This window comes from Kribbella sp. NBC_01245 (assembly GCF_036226525.1).
Classification (GTDB): domain Bacteria; phylum Actinomycetota; class Actinomycetes; order Propionibacteriales; family Kribbellaceae; genus Kribbella.
Window position 1 is genome coordinate 890,827 of record NZ_CP108487.1, and the last position, 18,673, is coordinate 909,499.

Below are 18,673 nucleotides of genomic sequence, written 5' to 3' on the forward strand. Positions count from 1 at the left end.
TTGCCAGCGTGTATGCGGTTTTCAATACGCCGACGAAATATTACCCCGCGGTAGCATATCGTCGGCATATCGAAAACCGCATACCTGCTGGCAACACCACATTTCCTTCACTGGAGGCGTGACCAATACCTTCTGCCTCCTCGCGCTCGCCGCCGTCTTCGTGATCCGCGCTCTGCGCATCGGAGCCCAGCGGCGGCGAGAGCGCGCAAATACCGGCACCCAGGGCGGTTGGGCATGATTCCGCTCAGGCTCGACGAGATCGCGGCGGTTGTCGGCGGGACGGTCGAGGGCGACGACGCCGTGACGGTGACCGCGCCAGCCGTGCTCGATGGCCGGCAGACCGAGCCCGGCGGTCTCTTCGTTGCCTTCGCCGGTGAGCACGTCGACGGCCACGACTACGCCGACCAGGCCGGCCGGGCCGGCGCGGCGGCCGTGCTCGGCTCCCGGCCCACGCCGCTTCCCACCGTCGTCGTCGAGGACGCCCAAGCCGCGCTGCAGGCGCTCGCCGCTCACGTTGTGGCCCGGCTGCGCGACGGGCTGACCGTCGTTGGGGTGACCGGCTCGCAAGGCAAGACCAGTACGAAGGACCTGCTGGCGGCCGTGCTTTCGAGCGTCGCGCCCACGATCGCCACGATCGGCTCGCTCAACAACGAGCTCGGCGTGCCGCTCACCATGCTGCGCGCCAACGCGGCCACCCGGCTCCTCGTCCTCGAGATGGGAGCCCGCCGCATCGGCCACATCGCCCAACTCACCGGCCTGGTCCCGCCCGACATCGCCGTCGTCCTCAGCGTCGGGCAGGCCCACCTCGGCGAGTTCGGTTCGCGCGGGGCGACCGCCAAGGCCAAGGGTGAGCTGGTACAGGGGCTGGCGCCTGGCGGCACCGCCGTACTCAACGCCGACGATCCCCGGGTGGTCGCCATGCGCGCGCTCACCGACGGCCCGGTGCTCACCTTCGGCCGGGCGGAGCACGCCGACGTACGAGTGCTCGACTTGGCGCTGGACCGGCTCGGACGGCCGTCCTTCACGTTGCGGACCGCCGACGCCTCGGTCCCGGTCGCGCTGCCGCTCGTGGGCGCCCACCAGGCGCTCAACGCCTCGGCTGCCGCGGCGGTGGGGCTGGCGGCCGGCGTACCCCTCGACGTGGCCGCGGCGGCGCTTGCCACCGCCTCGCTGTCGAAGTGGCGCCTGGAGTTACGCGACCTCGCGGTCGGCGCGACACTGCTCAACGACTCCTACAACGCCCATCCCGAAACGACCCGCGCCGGCCTGGACGCCCTGGCGGCGGTCGAGGGCGGGCGCCGCATCGCCGTCCTCGGCGAGATGCTCGAGCTCGGTGACGACAGCGAGGCCGAGCACCGCGCCGTCGGTGAGTACGCCGCCTCCCGGGCTGACGTGGTGGTCTCGGTCGGCGAGGGCGCCCGGCCCATCGCCGACGGCGCGGGGGAGCGGGCAGTGGCGCTGGCCGACAACGCCGCGGCCGTCGACTGGCTGCGTGGCCATCTCGCCGTCGGCGACGTGGTGCTCGTCAAGGCCTCCCGCGAGGCGCGCCTCGACGAGGTCGCCGCCGCACTCGCCTAGTTTGGTGGGCCCGCCGAGCCGGGCGGTGGGGCCTGCAGCTAGGGATTGCCGCGTCCTGCCGTAACTTCCTGCGCCCTGCCAGGCATCTATGCAGGCAGAGGAGCAGCGAAGGGGAGCGGATGAAGGCAAGTGAGCAGGCCGATCTCAGGGACTACGTGATCGCCCGGAAAGCGGCGCTGCTGCGTACGGCGTATCTGCTGTCCGGCGACTGGCACAAGGCCGAGGACCTCGTCTCGATGACCGTCCTGAAGTTGTACGGTTCCTGGCGCAAAGTCCGCGCAGCCGCCTACCCGGATGCCTATGTACGGCGAATCCTCGTGCGGGTCTTCCTGCAGGAGAAACGCCATCCCTCTCGGCGCGAACACCCGACCGACCTGCTGCCGGAGACAGCGTCCGCGCCGGCAACGACCGACCTGGACCACCGGGAGGATCTCCGCCGCCTCCTTGACCGAATGCCGCCACGGCAGCGCGCAGTACTCGTCCTCAGGTACTACGACGACCTGTCGATCGAACAGACCGCCGAAGTCCTCGGATGTTCGGCAGGCGCCGTGAAGTCCCTGACAGTCCGGGCCATCGACTCCATCCGGGGCCTGTTGCCGGCAGGCGTGACCACTCGCACCGATTACGAGGAGGCGTTATGACCGACCGCGAAGTCCGCGCTCTGCTGGCCGACCTGGTCGACCAGGATCCACCGGTCGACGTCGACGTCGATCTGCAGCTCACACGCGGTCGCCGCCGAGCCCGACGTCGTACGGCAGTGGTCGTGGTCGCCCTGGCATTGCCGATCGCGGCCGCCACCGGCACCTACGCCGTCACACAGCAGCAGTCCGAACCCGTCGTTCTGGGCAGCCCTCCGTTGGACCTCCCCGGCGAGCCTGTCGCCAAAGCGCCGAAGTTCCCGTGGGGGCTCCCGGACGGATGGGACCTCCCGTCGGAGAGCGAATCGCCGCAGTCCAAGCGATTGGCCAGCGAGCTGAAGCAGCTGACCCCCGAGCTGAAGAAGTACCCGCAGGCCCAGGTGCGCCAGTTCGGCTGGTACGGCAGCAACAGGGGTCTCACCCCGCACCACAGTGCCGTCGCCGGCCACCGCCTGCGCGACGGGGCCGAGCTGGTCGTCGTACACGTCGAGATGGTCGACCGGAAGGCCGGTTTCGGCACCCCGTGGGTTTGCGAGTCCGAGTACGAGAAGGACGACCCCTGTGATGCGATCAGGAAGTTGCCGGACGGTTCCTACGCCTTCGTCAAGAGCAGCACCGACAAGTCGGCGGTCGTTCACGGTGTGCGGCTGGTCCGCCCTAACGGTACGCAGATCATGATCAGCAGCACCGTGCGGTTCCCCTACAAGAACTTCACCAAGCCGGTGCTGTCCCCGAAACGCCTGATCGAGATCGCGAGCAAAATCACCGTCAAACCCTGACGATCCGGCTGGGCCGTGCGCCTCCCGTGGGTCAGCGAAGGTCGGCTAGTTGGTTGAGGGCCACCGTCAGGTCGTGGTCGCGACCGGCGGTCAGCATCCGCTGGTAGGTGGGGTCGACGGCGGCGGCTTGGGTCATCAAGGCGAGCTGCAGGGTCAGGCGTTCGGCGATGAGGTCGAGGATGTCGCCGGTGGTGCCTTGCCAGCCGTACTCGCGGAGGAAGAGCGCCAGCCGGGGCATCCGCGAGTCGAGGTCGGTGAAGCCTTCGGCGGCCACGACGTGGGAGGCGTGCAGTGGCGTCCAGGAAAATGCGACCCAGGCGACATCCAGCTCCAGGCGCACCGGCCCCGCCATGTCCCAGTCGACGAATCCGACCAGGCCGTTGGCGTTCCCCACCGCGTTGTACGGCGCCGCGTCGTTGTGCGCGACGATCATGCCCGGGCGCCACGCCTCCCCTTCGCGCCAGCACGCGTCTGCCGGCGGAACGAAGTCGGCAACAGCCGCGTGATAGCGCCGCAGCCACCGCGCAACGTCCATCAACGCAGGCGAACCATGCGTCCACGACGGCCAGGGCCGCGCGTTCCCCACCGTCTGACCGGGCAGGAAGCTGACCATCTCCCGCCTGTCGGCATCCACTCCCAGCGCGCGGGGCGCCCCCGGGAACCCGGCAGCCTCCAGATGAGCCAGCAGCGCATGGACCGATGACGTCCACGCTCCCGCGGTGCGCCGTACCACGCCATCGACCAGTGAGGCTCCGCCGTCGAACCCACCCTCCAGTCGCTCATCCATGCCGCACATACTGCCCGTTCATTCGGCTCAAGATGTCTCGTACGGCGGTGGCCTCGGGCGAGCCGAATGCCTTGAACAGGCGAAGTGCCTCGGCGAGGTGATCCGGCCCGGATCCGGCCTCGCCCAGGACACGGTGTGCGCGAGCGGTGCCGAGGAGGTAGCCGGTCTCCCGTTGGATCGCCAGGGCCTGTTCGCCGTACTCGATCGCGGCGTCGGGGCGGCCAAGGGCCAGCTGGACCCGCGCGAGCACGACGAGCGCCTCGCCTTCGTGCAGGCGGTTCGCGCCGGCGGCGAGTTCGAGCGCGACGCGCGCCCGGGATTCGGCGGCGACCAGGGCCGACTCGGCCAGGTCGGCCAGCGCCAGTCCGCGGATCGCATGGGTGCGGTACTCCCGGAGCAGCTCGGAGTCCGACCACTCGGCGGCTTGCTCGAACTCGGCGCGCGCCTGGACCTGGTCATCGAGGGCCAGCCGGCAGTAGCCGAGCTCGTTCCGGATGTGGATCCGGAGCCGCAGCAGGTCGAGCTCATCGGCACGGCGTCCGGCGGCCAGCAGAAGGTCCTGGGCTTCTTGGACGCGGCCGGCTTCGCGGTACCAGGTCGCCCGCGTATAGGCGTGCACACATGCCCACGCGTCGTCCTGCAGCTGCTCCGCCAACTGCCGGGCTCGGTCCAGCAGGTCACCGATTCCGTCCAGTCGACCCAGTGCGATCCGCCCGTGGCACATGTTCAACAGGCCGGCAATCGTCAGACTCGGCAACTGGTCGCCGGAGAGCTGGACCATCCGCTCGAGGGCATCCACCGCGCTGCGGAGATCTCCTTCGGTGAAGGCGGCGTTGCCCAGGTGGAGCAGAGTCAGGCTCTGGCCGGCGGTGTCACCGGCGCGTTCCTGAGCCTCCAGCGCTCGCGTCAGGTAGTCCTTTGCGGCAGGCGCGTCGTTACTCCGCACCTGGACGGCGCCGGCGACGTACAGGCCGAAGCCCGACACAGCGTCGTCGCGGGAGTTCTCGGCGGCGGTGAGCATCTCGGCGATCTCTTCTGACGACAACGGCCGGCCGGCCAGACTGCCGATCATGCCCAATTCTCCAAGGGACAAAGCGATGGCGTGCTGGTCGCCCGCGGACCGGGCCGTGGCCACGACGATGTCCAGCATCGACAGCACCTCGCCGCCGTGTCCGTGCCGCTCCATGTCGGTGACCACGCCGAGGGCGAGATGCCAGCACCAGTGCGCGGGACCGTTGTCCGCACAGTCACGGATGGCGGCGAAGATGTTCTGGAACTCGGACTTCAGCCAGGCGATCGCTTCGCCCCTTGACGCCAAGCGCACCCGCGGTACCTCGGGCAGCGGGGGACAGGGTGGTTCGAGGCGCCACGCGATGAGAAGGTCGGCGGCGGCCTCCCTGCCTCGGTAGTACCAGGTGTTGAGCCGGTTGAGCGCCTCGGCCCGCTCATCCTCGGTCTCCTCGGTGAAGGCACGCTGTGCCGCGTAGCTCCGGAGCAGATCGTGAAAGCGGTAGCGACCGGCGGCATGCTCGTCGAGCAGGTGAGCGCCGGTCAGCTTCCGGAGGGCGGCCCGCGCGTCAGCCACGGTCGACGCGCTCAACGCGGCCACCGCGTCCACGGTGAAATCCAGGCCGGGGATGAGGCCGGCCAGCCGGAACACGCGCCGTACACCTGGCTCCAGATGGTGGTAGGACAGATCGAACGCGGCAGCGACGGCGGACTGCTTGTCGTCTTCCAGAGCGAGTACTGACAGCCCACGCTCACGGAGTTCGAGGAGGTAGTCGGCGACTGGGCGATGGGGCTCGTCGGCCAGCTGTGCGGCGGCGATTCTCAACGCCAGCGGCAGGCCCGCACAGGCCTGGACCAGGTTGGCGATGTGCTGCGATTCCGCGTCGATCCGCTGCCTGCCGAGGAGGCGGACCAGGAGATCCCGGGCCGAGGCGGCATCCAGAGTGCCGAGGCTGATCCGGTGTGCGCCTTCCCGGGCGATGAGGCCGGACAACCGATTGCGGCTGGTGATCAACGTGAGGGAGCCGGAACCCGCCGACAGCAACGGCCGAACCTGTTCGGTCGAACCCGCGTTGTCCAGTAGCACCAGCATCTTCCGGCCGGCGACCAGAGACCTGTACTCAACGACGGCGTCCGTGACCGTCTCCGGAACGCGGTGGGCGCCCAGCCCGCGGAGCAGGTGACCCAGCGCCTCCAGCGGGTCCAGTGCCGGATCCGGCGAGTGTCCGCGGAGGTCGAGGTACAACTGACCATCGCCGAATCGGTCCGCGACCTGGTGTGCGTAATGGACGGCCAGCCCGGTTTTGCCCACACCTGCCATGCCTGTCAGTACGACGAGACCACCGAAATCGTCGGTGGCCGTGATCCGGTCCAGCTCGGCATGTTCGGCTTCGCGGCCGAGGAAGGCGCCTGGCGCGGGTGGCAGCTGGGCCGGCTGCCGCATCGGTCCCGGGTCATCGGCAGGGGCGAGCCGTGGTGTGTCCAGGCCTGGATCCTCAGCGCGGATCGACTCGAAGAGCTCACGCAGCTCCCGGCCGGGCACGGCCTTGAGGTCGCGTGCCAGCCGCTGACGGGCGGCCTGGTAGGTCACCTCCGCCCTGGACTGCCGGCCGGATCGGTACAGCGCGAGCATGAGCTGGCCGATGATCCGCTCGCGCAGTGGGTAGGCGGCGACCAGCTCGGTCAGCTCGGGGACGATCTCGCGCGCCCGGCCCAACGCCAGCTCGGCGTCGTACAACTCCTCGGCGGCGATCAGCCTCGTCTCGGCCAGCCGGTTGGCCTCCGGGGTGACCAATTGCGTCTCGGCGACATCGCCGTACGGCGCGCCTCGCCACAACCCCAGCGCCTCGCGGAAAGCGGCCACGGCGCGCTCGAGGTCGCCCACCGACACGGCGTTCCGGGCCGACGAATGGAGGGCGGCGAAACCGAACGCATCCAGTTCGTCCGGGCCGACCTCCAGCTGATAACCAGCCGAGACACCTCGCAGCCGCTCTGGCCGATCCAGCACCTGCCTGAGCCGGTGCACATGGACCTGAAGACTGTTGGCCGGTCGCTGCGGCGCGCCGGTTTCCCAGAGCGCGCCGACCAGAGTCTCGACCGATACCGGGCGATTCGCGTTGACCAGGAGCACGGCCAGGAGGCGGCGACGCAACTCGGAGATCGGCCTGACCTGTCCATCGCTGATCACCTGGACAGTCCCCAGCACCATGAACCGCACGGCCACCTCCCGAGTCGAGCCCCCATCATCGGCTACCGATGGGGGCTCGGCTCAGGATCGGCCGGTCAGTACGCCTGCGTGCCGACCGCCTTGCGGAAGGAGGCCGTGCAGAACGCCTCGAAGTTGGCGCTGTTGGTGATGGTGCCGCTGGATCGGCCGATTCGGCGCAGCACGGAGGTCGAATGGGACTCGGTCTGTGAGCCCCACTGGCCGTCGATGCCGGTGGACAGACCCCAGACCTGGCGGCAGGCCGCCTGCACGATGTACGTCTGTGACGACGATCCGGTGCTGTAGTAGCAGTCGTCCAGCTCGCCGTAGATCGCGTTGTCGACGTGGATGTGGTTCCAGTGTTCCCCGTTGTCCATGTAGGTGATGACGTGGCGGAAGCGGCGCATCAGGCCGGCCGCCGTGCCCCAGTAGCGGCGCTTCCACCAATCCGCGTTCGCGTAGTTGCGCCACACGTCGTACCGCATGCTGATCCACTGCGTTCTGCCGTCGCTGTTGAGGTACTTGATCCTGCCGATGTCGAAGGCCCGGCCCTGTCCGTGCATACCCGGCTTGTCGGTGTATGCGCCGTAGGAATAGATCGTCTCGGCCCAGCCCCAGGAGTCCGGTGTGTTGTTGTTGATGTACTCCTTCCAGGCGGCCAGTTGGCTGTAGAAGCCCGACTCGAAGGTGAAGTTCGTGGTGTTGCCGGTCGGTTCGTAGGCAAGATGGCAGCCGGCCGAGCCGAGATAATTCCTCGTGATCATGCCCATCGGGACCATCGCGCCGGGCTCGGGAAGTCCGGCGGGTTCGCTGGATACCGCGGGTTGGCCTGGCTCGGTGGCTGCCGCCCGGCCGGGCAGGATCAGCCCGCCGGCCCCGGCGAGACCAGCCGCGCCGGCAATCAGCAAACCGCGCCGGGATAAGCCATTGCTTTCAGATGCCATCGCGAACTCCTTGGTTTATGGGCGGACCCCGTCAGCAGCCGCCGAGCGACACGGCGGGACGCTATCCGGGTCCGACCGCCGGCAATAGGCGCCTTCAGCGCCCGGAAATCATCCGGAAAGCCAGTAGAAATGGGCGTCTCACGGACTGGCGGCCGGTCCACCTGGGCCGGCAAGCGAACGGAAAGGCCGCAGAAAGGCCTGTTGTGTTCACTGGTGAGTGCTCGGCCTCCGCTTCGGCATGAGGCTACGGGGGCGATGACCAGGAGGAGGGCGGCTGCGACGGCGACGTGCTAGACGCCGTGGATGGCCGGGGGCTAGATCCAGGCAGCCCCTTCTCCAGGTCGGTGTGGTCGCCACCCAATCGGGCGGCGACCACACCGTTCCCACCGCACCGAATCGGGCTCATCGGCCGCCGGTGAACGTGATGCCATTGGTGATCTGCTTTTGGGCGAGGAAGAAGATCAGCAGGCACGGAAGCGTGATGAGCACTGAGGTTGCCATCAGCAACGGGGTGTCGGTGCCGTTGACCGACTGGAAGCCGGCCAGAGCGAGGGGGAGGGTCTTCCACTGGTCGGAGTTGATGTAGATGGCCGGCCCGAGGAAGTTGTTCCAGTAGCCCATGAACAGCAGGATCGAGACTGCGACGACGGCCGGCCGTGCCAGCGGCAGATAGACCAGCCAGAACATCCGGAACCAGCCGCACCCGTCCACCACCGCGGCGTCGGCCAGTTCGACGGGCATCCGGGCGAAGAACTGGCGGAACAGGAAGATGTAGAACGGGGAGCCGAAGAACGCGGGCAGGATCAGCGGGTAGAGCGTGTCGATCATGCCCAGGTTGTTGAACAGCATGAACTGCGGAACCATCGTCACCTCGCCGGGCAGCAGCATCGTGGCCAGCACGACCGCGAAGACCACACCGGAGAAGCGAACCCGCAGCCGGGCGAAGGCGAACCCGGCGAGGGCGCAGGACAGCACTGTGCCGACGATCGGGATGAGCGTGGTGAGCACCGAGTTGAGCGCGTAGCGCCAGAACGGGAACGAGGTGATCGCCCGCGTGTAGTTGTCCCAGCGGAACTCGCTCGGCCAGATGCTCGCGCCGGCGCTGCCGACCCCGGCCAGCGATCGCAGCGACGTCGCGATCATCCACAGGAACGGGTAGACGAAGGCGAGCGACCCGAGCACGAGGACGACGTACAGGATCAGGGTGAGCGGCAGGTTGCGGCGCCAGTACGGGCGGTCGGCGCGGCGGCTCGTTGTCACCTGCCGCGGGGGAGCGGTCTCGACCAGCACTGCCATGGGTTCAGCCTTTCCTCACGCGCAGACGGCGGGGCCGGCCGCCCATGTCGGTCTCGTAGTAGATGGCGAACGCGCTGCCTCGCAGGGTCACGGCGGTGAGCGCCATGATGATGACGAACAAGATCCAGGCCAGTGCCGACGCGTAGCCCATCCGGAAGTTCTGGAACGCGTTGTCGTAGAGGTAGTAGACGAAGAACAGCAGCGAGTCCTTCGGGCCGCCGTTGGCGACGAAGCCCTGGGTGAAGATCTGCAGCGCGCCGATGATCCCGGTCAGCACGTTGAACAGGATGATCGGGCTGAGCTGCGGCAGCGTCACATGCCAGAACAGCCGGAGCACGCCCGCCCCGTCGAGCGCCGCGGCCTCGTACAGGGTGGTCGGCACGTCCTTCAGGCCGGCCAGATAGATGACCATCGCACCGCCGACGGTCCACAGGCTCATCAGGATCACCGCCGGCAACGCCCAGGACGCGTCGCTGAACCAGCCGGGCCCCTGGATGCCGATCTTGCCGAGCAAGTCGTTGGCCAGGCCGTACTGCGGGTTGAACACCCACAGGAACAGGACGATCTGCGCTACACCGGACACCAGGCTCGGCAGGTACCAGATCGTGCGGAACAACCTGATGCCCGGCAGGTCCACGTTCATCAGCAGCGACACCAGGAACGCGAGCGCGGTCTGCAGTGGCACGCTGATCAGCGCGTACAGCAGGGTGACCTTGATCGCCTGCCCGACCCGCGGATCCTGGAACGCCTCGGTGTAGTTGGCCACCCCGACGAACTTCGGTGGGGTGATCAGGTCCCAGGAGGTCAGGCTGACGAAGATCGAGGAGATCATCGGGCCAACGGTGAAAACCAGGAACCCGATCAGCCAGGGGGAGATGAACAGCCAGAACGCGATCGTCTTGTCGGCCCGCGGCCAGTTGCGCTTCGCCCCGTACGCCGCCAGTCCGATGACGGCGTACAGGACGGCCAGCAGGACCAGGAACGGGACCAGCGGCACCAGGACCGCGGGGACTCCCCAGGATTCCGCGAGCTGGCGGATCCATCCAATGGTCGGGTTCACGGTCTACCTCACTGCTTCAGCGCTGCGGTGCACTTGTCATTGAGACCGGGGAGCACCTTCGCCACGTCGTCCTTGCCGCTGCCCAGCGGCGTGTAGCTGGTGATGCCCTTGTCAGCGTCGCCGGAGATCTGGGCCTCGCGCGGCACCGACGGGGCTACCACGCCGGTCTTCATCGCGGTGGTGAAGGCGGCCAGGTTGCGCTCCTTCGGCAGCACCTTCTCCAGCGTCGGAGTGGAGGCGGCGATGATCGGTACGCCGAGCGCGGTGTTGCCCTGGATCAGCAAGTCCTGAGCCACCTGCTGCGTACTCGCGAACTCGACGAACTTCTTGGCCGTCTCCAGTCGCTTGCCGCTCGCGTTCTTCGCGATCGCCAGGCCGCCGACCTCCATCGGGAATCCCTTGCCCGGCACGGGGACCAGCGTCCAGTCCGGCTTGCTGATCTTGGCGAAGTCGGCGACGGTCCACGGCCCGAAGTCGCTGAAGGTGCCGAGCCGCCCGGCTGCGAACCACTGCGCCTGGTCCTGACCCTCGATGTCCAGCGTGGTCGGCGCGTACCGGTCCTTCTGCAGGTCGACGATGTACTGCGCGGTCGCCACGCCCCGCGCGTCGCCGAACGTACAGGCCGTCGCGTCAGCGTTGTAGAAGCCGCCGCCGGCCGCGGTCAGCCAGCCTTTGAACCAGAGGTTGCTGGTGCCGAAGACACGCTTCTTGCCTTCGCCGTGCGACAGCTTCGCCACGATGGTCCGGAACTCCTCCAGCGTCAGGGGAGTCGTCGGACTCGGTAGCGGCAGCCCGGCCGCCTTGAACGCGTCCACGTTGATGGCCATCACCTTCGGCTTGGCGGTGAAGGGCATGGCGTAGTACTTGCCGTCGTACTTGAGCGCCTCGGCGATGTTCGGCTGGACGAACTTGCCGGCGTCGACCTGCTGCTCGGTGAAGCTGGGCGCGAAGCCGGCCAGGCTGGTGTTGCTGATCTCCATCACGGTGGACTGCGTGCCGGCAGCGATCGAGGTCTGGAGCTTCTGCTCGTAGTCGGACTGGATCCAGTTCGTGGTGACCTTGGTGCCGGGGTTGGCCTGCTCGAAGGCGGCCGCGATGGCCTTCAGCGAGGCCGCCTCGGAGTTGGTGCCCCAGAACGAGAAACTGATGTCGCCGTTGTCGCCGGCGCCGGTATTGGCGGCGGGCTGACTGCCAGTCGCGCAGCCGGCGGCGAGAAGGAGTGCGGCGAGCCCGGCCCCGACCGGGAGCAAGCGGTTACGAAACTTCATGAGAGGTCCTTCGTCTCAGTGGTCACCCGGGCGGAGTCGCCGGGTGCGAGGGTCCAGGAACCGGCTGGTCCGACGGTCACCGTCAGCGGCCCCGGTCCGCTGTGCACGGTGATGTGTGTCGTGTGCCGTCCTTCTTGGGCGATACGTAGGTCCCACTCGCCGACCCGGACGTGGTCGGCGGTCAGCCGGCCGACGTCGTCCGGCAGGTGGGAATCGATGGTCAGGGACGCCGATGCCGCGTCCGGCCGCAGGCCGAGCAGACCCGCCACCAGGTGGTGCACCACGGTGAAGGAGATCTCCGGGTAGTCGTCGCGGCTGTCGATCAGGTGCCGCAGCCAGCGCCAGGCCGACTCGTCGCGGCCGTGCCGGAAGAACACCTCCGGCAGGTAACTGAACGCCTCGATGTTCTTCGGCGGCGACAGCTCCAGCTGCTGCTCGATGAAGTCCAGGAACAGCTCGTTGCGCTGCCCCTGCCCACTCAGTCCGGTCATCGGCACGATCCAGGTCGACTCCAGACCCCAGCCGAAGTCGAGGCCGTGGTCGCTGGTTCGGCCGCGGGCGAAGCGACCGAGCGACTCATCCCACCAGGTCGACAGGAACTGCTGCTGGATCCGCTCGGCGCGCTCCTGGTACGGGTCCCCAGACAGTTCGGCAAGCGCGGTCAGGGCGGCGTACTGCAAGGCGATGCCGTCGCCGGCGACGATCAGCGGGTGCTCCGCGTCCTGTTCGTTGTAGGTTGCGGAGCCGACGAAGATGTCGCCCGTGCCGGGCGCTTCGGGGATGCCGTCCCCGTCACTGTCATGAGCGATAACGAAGTCCTCCACCGACCGCCGGTAGTAGGCGGCCAGATCGGGGTCGTCGAGCCAGCGCCGGTCGCCGGTCCAGCTGTACTGCTCCAGCGCGCGCCAGGTCAGGTCGAACACGGCGGGGATCTCCCGCACGAAGTGGTCGTCATCGTGGTAGTCGAGCTCGGCGATGCCGCCGTCGAAGTGGAACGCCCACAGCGGGTACCACTTCCGCGCCGCGGTGGCGGACCCGGCGAAGTGGCGCAGCATCGCGAAGTTCTCTGCGTCGAGGCCGAGCAGGTGCGCGCCGACGGCCTGGTGGCAGACGTCGCGCGAGTAGAACATCGGCCGGGACGGGTAGCCCGCCCAGTACGACGGCAGGTTGCCCGCCTCGGCGTTCGTCTGGACCCACGCCAGCGCTCGCGAACGCGCCCAGGCGAAAGCATCCTCGACGTATCGGCGGTCCGACGTGACGGTCAGCTCGGCCATTGCCGCCCCTTTTCGGAGATTCGGATAATAGCGGTAAAACTAGGCAGCCGACCGGAATTCGTCAATAGCTTCTCCGGATCAAATTTTACCGCTATAGTCAGCAATGTCAGGGAGCGCCAAGACAGGAGTAGCGCATGACGTCAGCACTGCCACCGGCCGGCTTCGAGGTCCGCTCGCCCGACGGCGGGACCACCCGGATCGCCGAAGTCTCGGCCGGCGTGACAGTGACGGAGCTGCCCGAGCCGGCGCCCGGAGTGCAGCTGATCGAGTTCGCCATCGCCAGCCCGCGGGCCGAGCCGGCGCGGATCCGCTGGACGTGGCCGGTCGAGGCGGCAGTGACACTGTGGGAAGCGACCCAGGCATCGCGCCGCAACCTGCCGACCGACTGGGGATCACACCGCGACATCCGGTCGGTCCGGTCCGCCCCGGTCGCCTCGCTGGTCCGTGCCGACGGCCTCAGTCCGTTGACGGTCTCACTCTCCTCGAGCGTGCGCGGCTGCGACTTCGCCGTCGGGGTGAACGAGGAGAGTGCCGAGCAGTTGGTGCAGCTCAGCGTCGACGACGTCGAGCCGGTCGACGGGGTCTACCGGTTCACGCTCCGGATCGACCTGCGCGGGCTGCACTTCGCGGCCGCCCTGCGTGGTGTCACCGATGCCTGGGCCGCCGAGCTGGGCGACCGGATCGCACCGGTGCCAGAGCTCGCCCGGCAAACGATGTACTCGACCTGGTACTCCGATCACCAGCACGTGTCCGCCCAGTCGGTCGAGCGGCACGCCGCCGCGGGCGCGCAGTTCGGTTGCCGGGCGGTGATCGTCGACGACGGTTGGCAGACCCAGGACACGGCCCGCGGCTACGCGCACTGCGGCGACTGGGAGCCGACCAGCAGCACCTTCCCGGACATGGCGGAGCACGTGCGACGTGTGCATGCCATCGGGGTGGACTACGTGCTGTGGATCGCGCCTCCGCTGATCGGCCGGAACTCGAAGGCGTGGGAGCGGTTCGAGGACCGCGTCCTCGGCTACGTCGACGGGCTGAGCGCGTCGGTGCTCGACCCGCGTTACCCAGAGGTGCGTGAGCACATCGTCGAGTGCTGCGTGCGCCCGGTGCGCGACTGGGGCGTTGACGGGCTGAAGATCGACTTCATCGACACCTGGGCCTGGCCCGACCCCCGACCCGCACCCGGCGCCGACTGCGAGACGGTCGACGAAGGAGTCGAGCTCGTCCTGGCCGCGGTCACCGCGGAGCTGCGACGCCTGCGATCGGATCTGCTGATCGAGTTCCGGCAGGACTACGTGAACCCACGACTGTGGAAGTTCGGCACCTTTCTGCGCGCCGGCGACTGTGCGATGGACCCGGTGGAGAACAGGGTTCGCACGGTCGACGCGAGGTTGCTCGCCGGCGACCGCGCGGTCCATTCCGACATGCTGATGTGGCATCCGGCCGCCGCGCCGGAAGCCGTCGCGGAGCAGTTCATCGGCGCGCTCTTCAGTACGGCGCAGGTATCGGTCGAGCTCGACTCGTTGTCACCCGAGCACGACCGGGTGGTGCGGTTCTGGCTCGGCTTCCTGCACGACCACGCGGAGACCTTGCTGCACGGCGAGCTGGTACCGGTCCGCCCGGACGCGCGGTACACGCAGGTCGCTGCGATCTCCCGCACCGAGACGATCGTCGCGGTGTACTCCAACCCGATCGTCCGCCTCGCTGCTTCGGCCGAGGTCGTCCTGCTGATCAACGGCGGCAACGAACCGATGATCCTGCTCGACGGAGCGGGTGCTGAACCCGTCGAACTCCTAGTGTCGGACTGCTCTGGAACAGAGTTGTCAAGGACCATGGTCACTCCACCCGAGGGGTTGTGGGCGATCGACGTACCGGTGGGCGGAGTGGCCCGGATCGCGCCTGTCGAAGTGCGAGCCTGACGAAGGGGGCTGAATGGCGACCGAGCGGAAGAAGACGCTGGTCCATCGCCGGACCACGGTGGCCGACGTGGCCCGGAAGGCCGGCGTGTCCGCGATGACGGTGTCGAACGTGCTCAACGCACCGCACCGGGTCAGCGACCATACGGTGCGCGTGGTGAAGGCCGCGATCGACGAGCTCGGATATACGCCGAACCATGCGGCCCGCGCGCTGTCGTCCGGGCGCAGCCAGGTGATCGGCCTGCCGCTGTATCTGGACGACGACTTGGTGAACGAACAGAACCCGGGGCTGGGCGGATTCATGCACGGCCTGCTCAGCGGCCTGGTGAAGGCCGCTGCCGTGGGCGGGTACGGCGTGCACGTGACGACACCGACCGAGGGCAAGACCGAGATCGCCCTGTACGAGCAATTGATCGCGGCACGGCAGGTGGATGCGATCGTCGTTCTGGAGACGATGCCGCTGGACGCGCGAATCGAGTTCCTCAGCACGAAGGGGTTCCCGTTCGTGGCCTTCGGGCGGACGGGTCCTGAGCAGCGGCAGTGCTGGGTCGACGTGGACAACGTGCAGTCGATGGCCGCGATCGGTTCCTACCTGCGGTCGACCGGGCGGTCGCGCGCGGTCTACCTGGGGACGAAGAGCAGCCTGCCGTGGGTGCACCAGCGGCATGAGGGTTTCCTGCGGGAATTCGACTCGCACCAGGTGTCGCGGTCCTTCGACGATCTCGACGCGGTCGGGGCGTTCGTCGCGGCGGCGATGGACGGCGCGGACCGGCCGGACGTGTTCGTGGCGGACAACGACGCGTTCGCGGTGATGGCGATCCGGGCATTGCAGCGGCGCGGAATCACGGTCGGGCAGGACGTCGCGGTCACCGGCTTCAACGACTTCCCGTTCGCGAGCATGCTCGACACCCCGTTGACGACCGCTCGCATTCCGCTGCCGGACATCGCGCGCTGCCTGTTCGATCGCGCTCTGCGGGAGATCGACGGGGAGGCTGACCAGCCCGGTCAGCTCGTCACCGCTGACCTCATGGTCCGCTCCAGCGCCTGACCGAATCGAGACGGGGACTTACCAGCGGACGAGTTTCCATACCTCGGGGCGGAGTTCGTCAGTGGGGTCGAGTTTTGTGCCGTGGGGGTCGCCTACTTCGGCGAAGAGGGCGACGGCTGCTTTGAGGTGTCGCATCGTGGCGTCGGGGTGGCCCAGGGCGTGGTGCAGGTCGGCGAGGTTGTTGTGCAACGCGGCCTCGCGGTGGCGGTCGCCTTCCTCGGTGCAGAGGGCGAGCGCGGTGTTGGCCAGGGCGAGCGCGGGTTCGAGTTCTCCCTGGGCGCGATGGGCGAGGGCGAGGTTGTTCAGGGCGGCGACACGGCCGGGCAGGTCGCCGATCTGTTCCGCGAGGTCGTGGCCGGTGCTGAGATGCCGGACGGCGTCGTCGATGCGGCCGTCGGCGGTCGCGAGCATGCCGAGCATGTTGTGTGCCTGGCCGAGGGCTCGTCGATCGCCGGACTCGGTGGCGAACGCGAGCGCCTGGCGGGCGAGTTCCGTCGCGCCTGCCGTGTCGCCGGCCTCGTGGTGGGCAAGGCTCAGGTCGGCGGTGACACGGGCGTGCTCGGCGGGCTGGTCGGCCGGCAGGGTTTCCAAGGCGGCGCGGAAATGGGCCTCCGCGAGTGCCCACTCACCGCGCCGGTGACGCAGGCGCCCGAGCCGGTGTTCGATACCGGGCAGGTTGGCGGCAGTCGCGTCGGCGGCCGCCAGTTCGTAGCTGCGCACCGCGGCGGCGTAGTCCCCGGCGAGCGTCTCGAGGTCTCCGATCGAGGCGTGCAGCGTGGACGGATTGTCGTACCCGAGCGCCAGCGCAGCGTGGAGGTGTTCGAGGGCCTCAGCGTTGGCGTAGACCTTGCGGGCTTGGTCGGCGGCGGCAGCGTAGGCCTGCGCGGCCTCCTGGTCCTGGCCGGCGAGTTGGAGGTGGTGTGCGATGACCGCTGCCGGGCCGTGGACGGCACGGGCCGCGCGAGCGTGCAGCAGCCGGCGCCGGGCGAGGCTGGTGTCGTCGGATACGAGCCTTCGCAGTTGGTCGTGGACGAAGTCGTAGTCGTGGGCGCCTTCGCGGACCAGCCCGCGGCGTACCAGCTCCTCCAGCGAGGCGACGGTCTCCTCGTCAGTGCGCCCGCTGACCGCACGGACCGTGTCGACGTCGAACGACCGCCCGAGGACTGCCGCGGCGGCCAGTACCTGCCTGCCGGTGTCGCTGGCCCTGTCGAGGCGTGCGCGCAGGAGGTCGTTGACGCCGGTCGGCACCGGCCAGTTCTCCTCGGCACCGGTGGTGAGCGCGTTGAGGTATTCGACGACCAGTAGCGGCACGCCCTCCGTCTCGTCGTACAACCTGCGCGCCAGCTCGGGGTCCATCGAGGGACGCGCGGTGGCGAGCAGCTCGGCTATCGCGTCCACGTCCAACCGCTCGAGCCGCCGTACGGCGCCACCGCCTCGCGCGACCTCCGCCACGACACTGCCGACCGGGTGATCGGCGGGAGTTCGCCAGGTGAGGGTGATCAGCAGTGGGCGGCCCGCGAGCCGGCGGAGGCCGTACCTGAGGAGGACCAAGGACGCCTCGTCCAGCCAGTGCGCGTTGTCGAGGTGGATCACGCCGGGGACCGGCCCGGACACCGCCGCCGCGAGGGTGTCCCAGAGGGCGGCCAGGAACCTGGCTTCGGCACCCGGTCCTTCGGTCTGAGGTTCGGGGCGGGCATCAGCGATTTCCGGCAGCAGCCGGGACAGCTCGGCGATCGTCTGGGCCGGTACGGCGTCCACCCAGCGCGCGTCCTCGCGGAGCCGGGCCCGCAATGCGTCGACCAGTGGCGCGTACGCCAACGCGGCCTCGTCCTCGTACGCCCGGCCGGCCAGTGCGGCGGCGCCGTTCTTGCGCAGGTCGACGAGCAACTCCTCGACCAGGCGGGTCTTGCCGATACCGGCCTCGCCTTCGACCACGACCAGCCGGCCGTCGTGATCGATCGCGTCGTAGACCGCGCGGACGGCACGGAGGTCGCCGCTCCGTCCGACAAACGGCATAACCACCGAAGCCTCCGCAGGCTCTGCAACATGCGGTGACGAGGCGGCAACCAGCGTGCCCGTGTTGACGGCCTCGTACAGCTCAGTGGTCTCCGGCAGCGGCGAAACCCCCAGCTCGCGGGAGAGCGTGCGGACGCACTGGCGGTACTGGACCAGCGCCGCGGCCCGATCCCCGGTGAGCGCGTACAGCCGGATGAGCGCGCGATGGGCCGGCTCGTGCAGCGGGTCGAGCGCCAGCCACCTCCGTACGTGCACAAGCGCGGCCGAATAGTCGCCGGCCTCCTCCAACCCGGCCGCCAGTCGTGCCAGCGCGCCCGTCAACTCGCGGCGCAGAATGTCGGCCTGGTTACGTGCCCAATCCTCGAAGTCCGGGGCATCCCGCAGCCCGAACCCCTCCAGGAATTCGCCCCGGAACAGACCGACAGCGGTGTCCAAGTCGCCGTCGGCCACTAGGGACCGAAAGGCGTCGACATCGACGTACAGACCCTCGCTTTTGATCAGGCGCACGTGATCGCGGGTGGTCTCCAACGAGTCAGGCCCGATCGCGGTGCGCAGCGAGGACAAGGTCCGCCGGAGCGCACCGCGGGCGTGCTCGATGTCGTTGTCCGGCCAGAGCAGATCAGCCAGCGCATCCCGCGGGCGCGGCCGGTCGGCCAGCGCCAGATGGGCGAGCAGCGCCACCGCCTTGCGGGTGTCGAACGCGACCAGCGTTCCCGCCCGCTCGACCCGAGGCGGACCCAACAGGCTGACCTCGATCACGACACCCCCGCCCGTGCGCCGGCTGCGCGGCGGACCGCGCACCGAAACCGTAACGATTCTTGCACGGGTGACTGCGAGCGTGTCGTCCATTGGGGAATC

At 68.7% G+C, this 18,673-nt stretch carries 13 protein-coding genes; 5 read left to right on the forward strand and 8 right to left on the reverse strand.

The window, feature by feature from the left end; all coding sequences use genetic code 11:
* Positions 1-234: 234 nt before the first annotated feature.
* The 3 genes from OG394_RS03780 (at position 235) to OG394_RS03790 (ending at position 2,995) form a co-directional block, all read left to right on the forward strand.
* The gene (locus tag OG394_RS03780) at positions 235-1,578 is read left to right on the forward strand and encodes a UDP-N-acetylmuramoyl-tripeptide--D-alanyl-D-alanine ligase (RefSeq protein WP_328993423.1); all 1,344 of its coding nucleotides are present in this window, start codon (positions 235-237) and stop codon (positions 1,576-1,578) included.
* A 119-nt stretch (positions 1,579-1,697) separates the two neighbouring features.
* The gene (locus OG394_RS03785; RefSeq protein ID WP_328993424.1) at positions 1,698-2,219 is read left to right on the forward strand and encodes a SigE family RNA polymerase sigma factor; all 522 of its coding nucleotides are present in this window, start codon (positions 1,698-1,700) and stop codon (positions 2,217-2,219) included.
* Positions 2,216-2,995, forward strand: a complete 780-nt coding sequence (locus OG394_RS03790; RefSeq protein ID WP_328993425.1) for a hypothetical protein — start codon at positions 2,216-2,218, stop codon at positions 2,993-2,995. The genes OG394_RS03785 and OG394_RS03790 overlap by 4 nt, the downstream gene beginning before the upstream one ends.
* A 31-nt stretch (positions 2,996-3,026) precedes the next feature.
* Here OG394_RS03790 and OG394_RS03795 read toward each other — a convergent pair whose 3' ends face one another.
* The 7 genes from OG394_RS03795 to OG394_RS03825 form a co-directional block, all read right to left on the reverse strand.
* Positions 3,027-3,782 (reverse strand): aminoglycoside phosphotransferase family protein, encoded by a 756-nt coding sequence (locus OG394_RS03795; protein WP_328993426.1) that lies wholly within the window; start codon positions 3,780-3,782, stop codon positions 3,027-3,029.
* Entirely contained in the window at positions 3,775-7,014 is a 3,240-nt protein-coding gene (locus tag OG394_RS03800) for an AfsR/SARP family transcriptional regulator (RefSeq protein WP_328993427.1), read from the reverse strand. Before OG394_RS03800 ends, OG394_RS03795 begins: the two co-directional genes overlap by 8 nt.
* 59 nt (positions 7,015-7,073) lie before the next feature.
* Entirely contained in the window at positions 7,074-7,940 is an 867-nt protein-coding gene (locus OG394_RS03805; RefSeq protein WP_328993428.1) for a hypothetical protein, read from the reverse strand.
* Positions 7,941-8,342: 402 nt separating this feature from the next.
* A complete protein-coding gene (locus OG394_RS03810) occupies positions 8,343-9,236 on the reverse strand; it encodes a carbohydrate ABC transporter permease (RefSeq protein WP_328993429.1) in 894 nt (297 codons plus the stop codon).
* A gap of 4 nt (positions 9,237-9,240) precedes the next feature.
* The gene (locus OG394_RS03815) at positions 9,241-10,296 is read right to left on the reverse strand and encodes a carbohydrate ABC transporter permease (protein ID WP_328993430.1); all 1,056 of its coding nucleotides are present in this window, start codon (positions 10,294-10,296) and stop codon (positions 9,241-9,243) included.
* 8 nt (positions 10,297-10,304) lie between these two features.
* The gene (locus tag OG394_RS03820) at positions 10,305-11,564 is read right to left on the reverse strand and encodes an extracellular solute-binding protein (protein ID WP_328993431.1); all 1,260 of its coding nucleotides are present in this window, start codon (positions 11,562-11,564) and stop codon (positions 10,305-10,307) included.
* The gene (locus OG394_RS03825) at positions 11,561-12,838 is read right to left on the reverse strand and encodes a hypothetical protein (RefSeq protein WP_328993432.1); all 1,278 of its coding nucleotides are present in this window, start codon (positions 12,836-12,838) and stop codon (positions 11,561-11,563) included. Before OG394_RS03825 ends, OG394_RS03820 begins: the two co-directional genes overlap by 4 nt.
* 134 nt (positions 12,839-12,972) lie before the next feature.
* Between OG394_RS03825 and OG394_RS03830 the strand changes: the two genes are divergently transcribed.
* On the forward strand, positions 12,973-14,754 hold the full coding sequence (locus OG394_RS03830; RefSeq protein WP_328993433.1) for a glycoside hydrolase family 36 protein: 1,782 nt from the start codon (positions 12,973-12,975) through the stop codon (positions 14,752-14,754).
* 13 nt (positions 14,755-14,767) lie between these two features.
* Positions 14,768-15,799 (forward strand): LacI family DNA-binding transcriptional regulator, encoded by a 1,032-nt coding sequence (locus tag OG394_RS03835; RefSeq protein WP_328993434.1) that lies wholly within the window; start codon positions 14,768-14,770, stop codon positions 15,797-15,799.
* Positions 15,800-15,817: 18 nt separating this feature from the next.
* Here OG394_RS03835 and OG394_RS03840 read toward each other — a convergent pair whose 3' ends face one another.
* Positions 15,818-18,574: an ATP-binding protein gene (locus OG394_RS03840; protein WP_328993435.1), complete on the reverse strand. Its 2,757-nt coding sequence runs from the start codon at positions 18,572-18,574 to the stop codon at positions 15,818-15,820.
* Positions 18,575-18,673 lie beyond the last annotated feature (99 nt).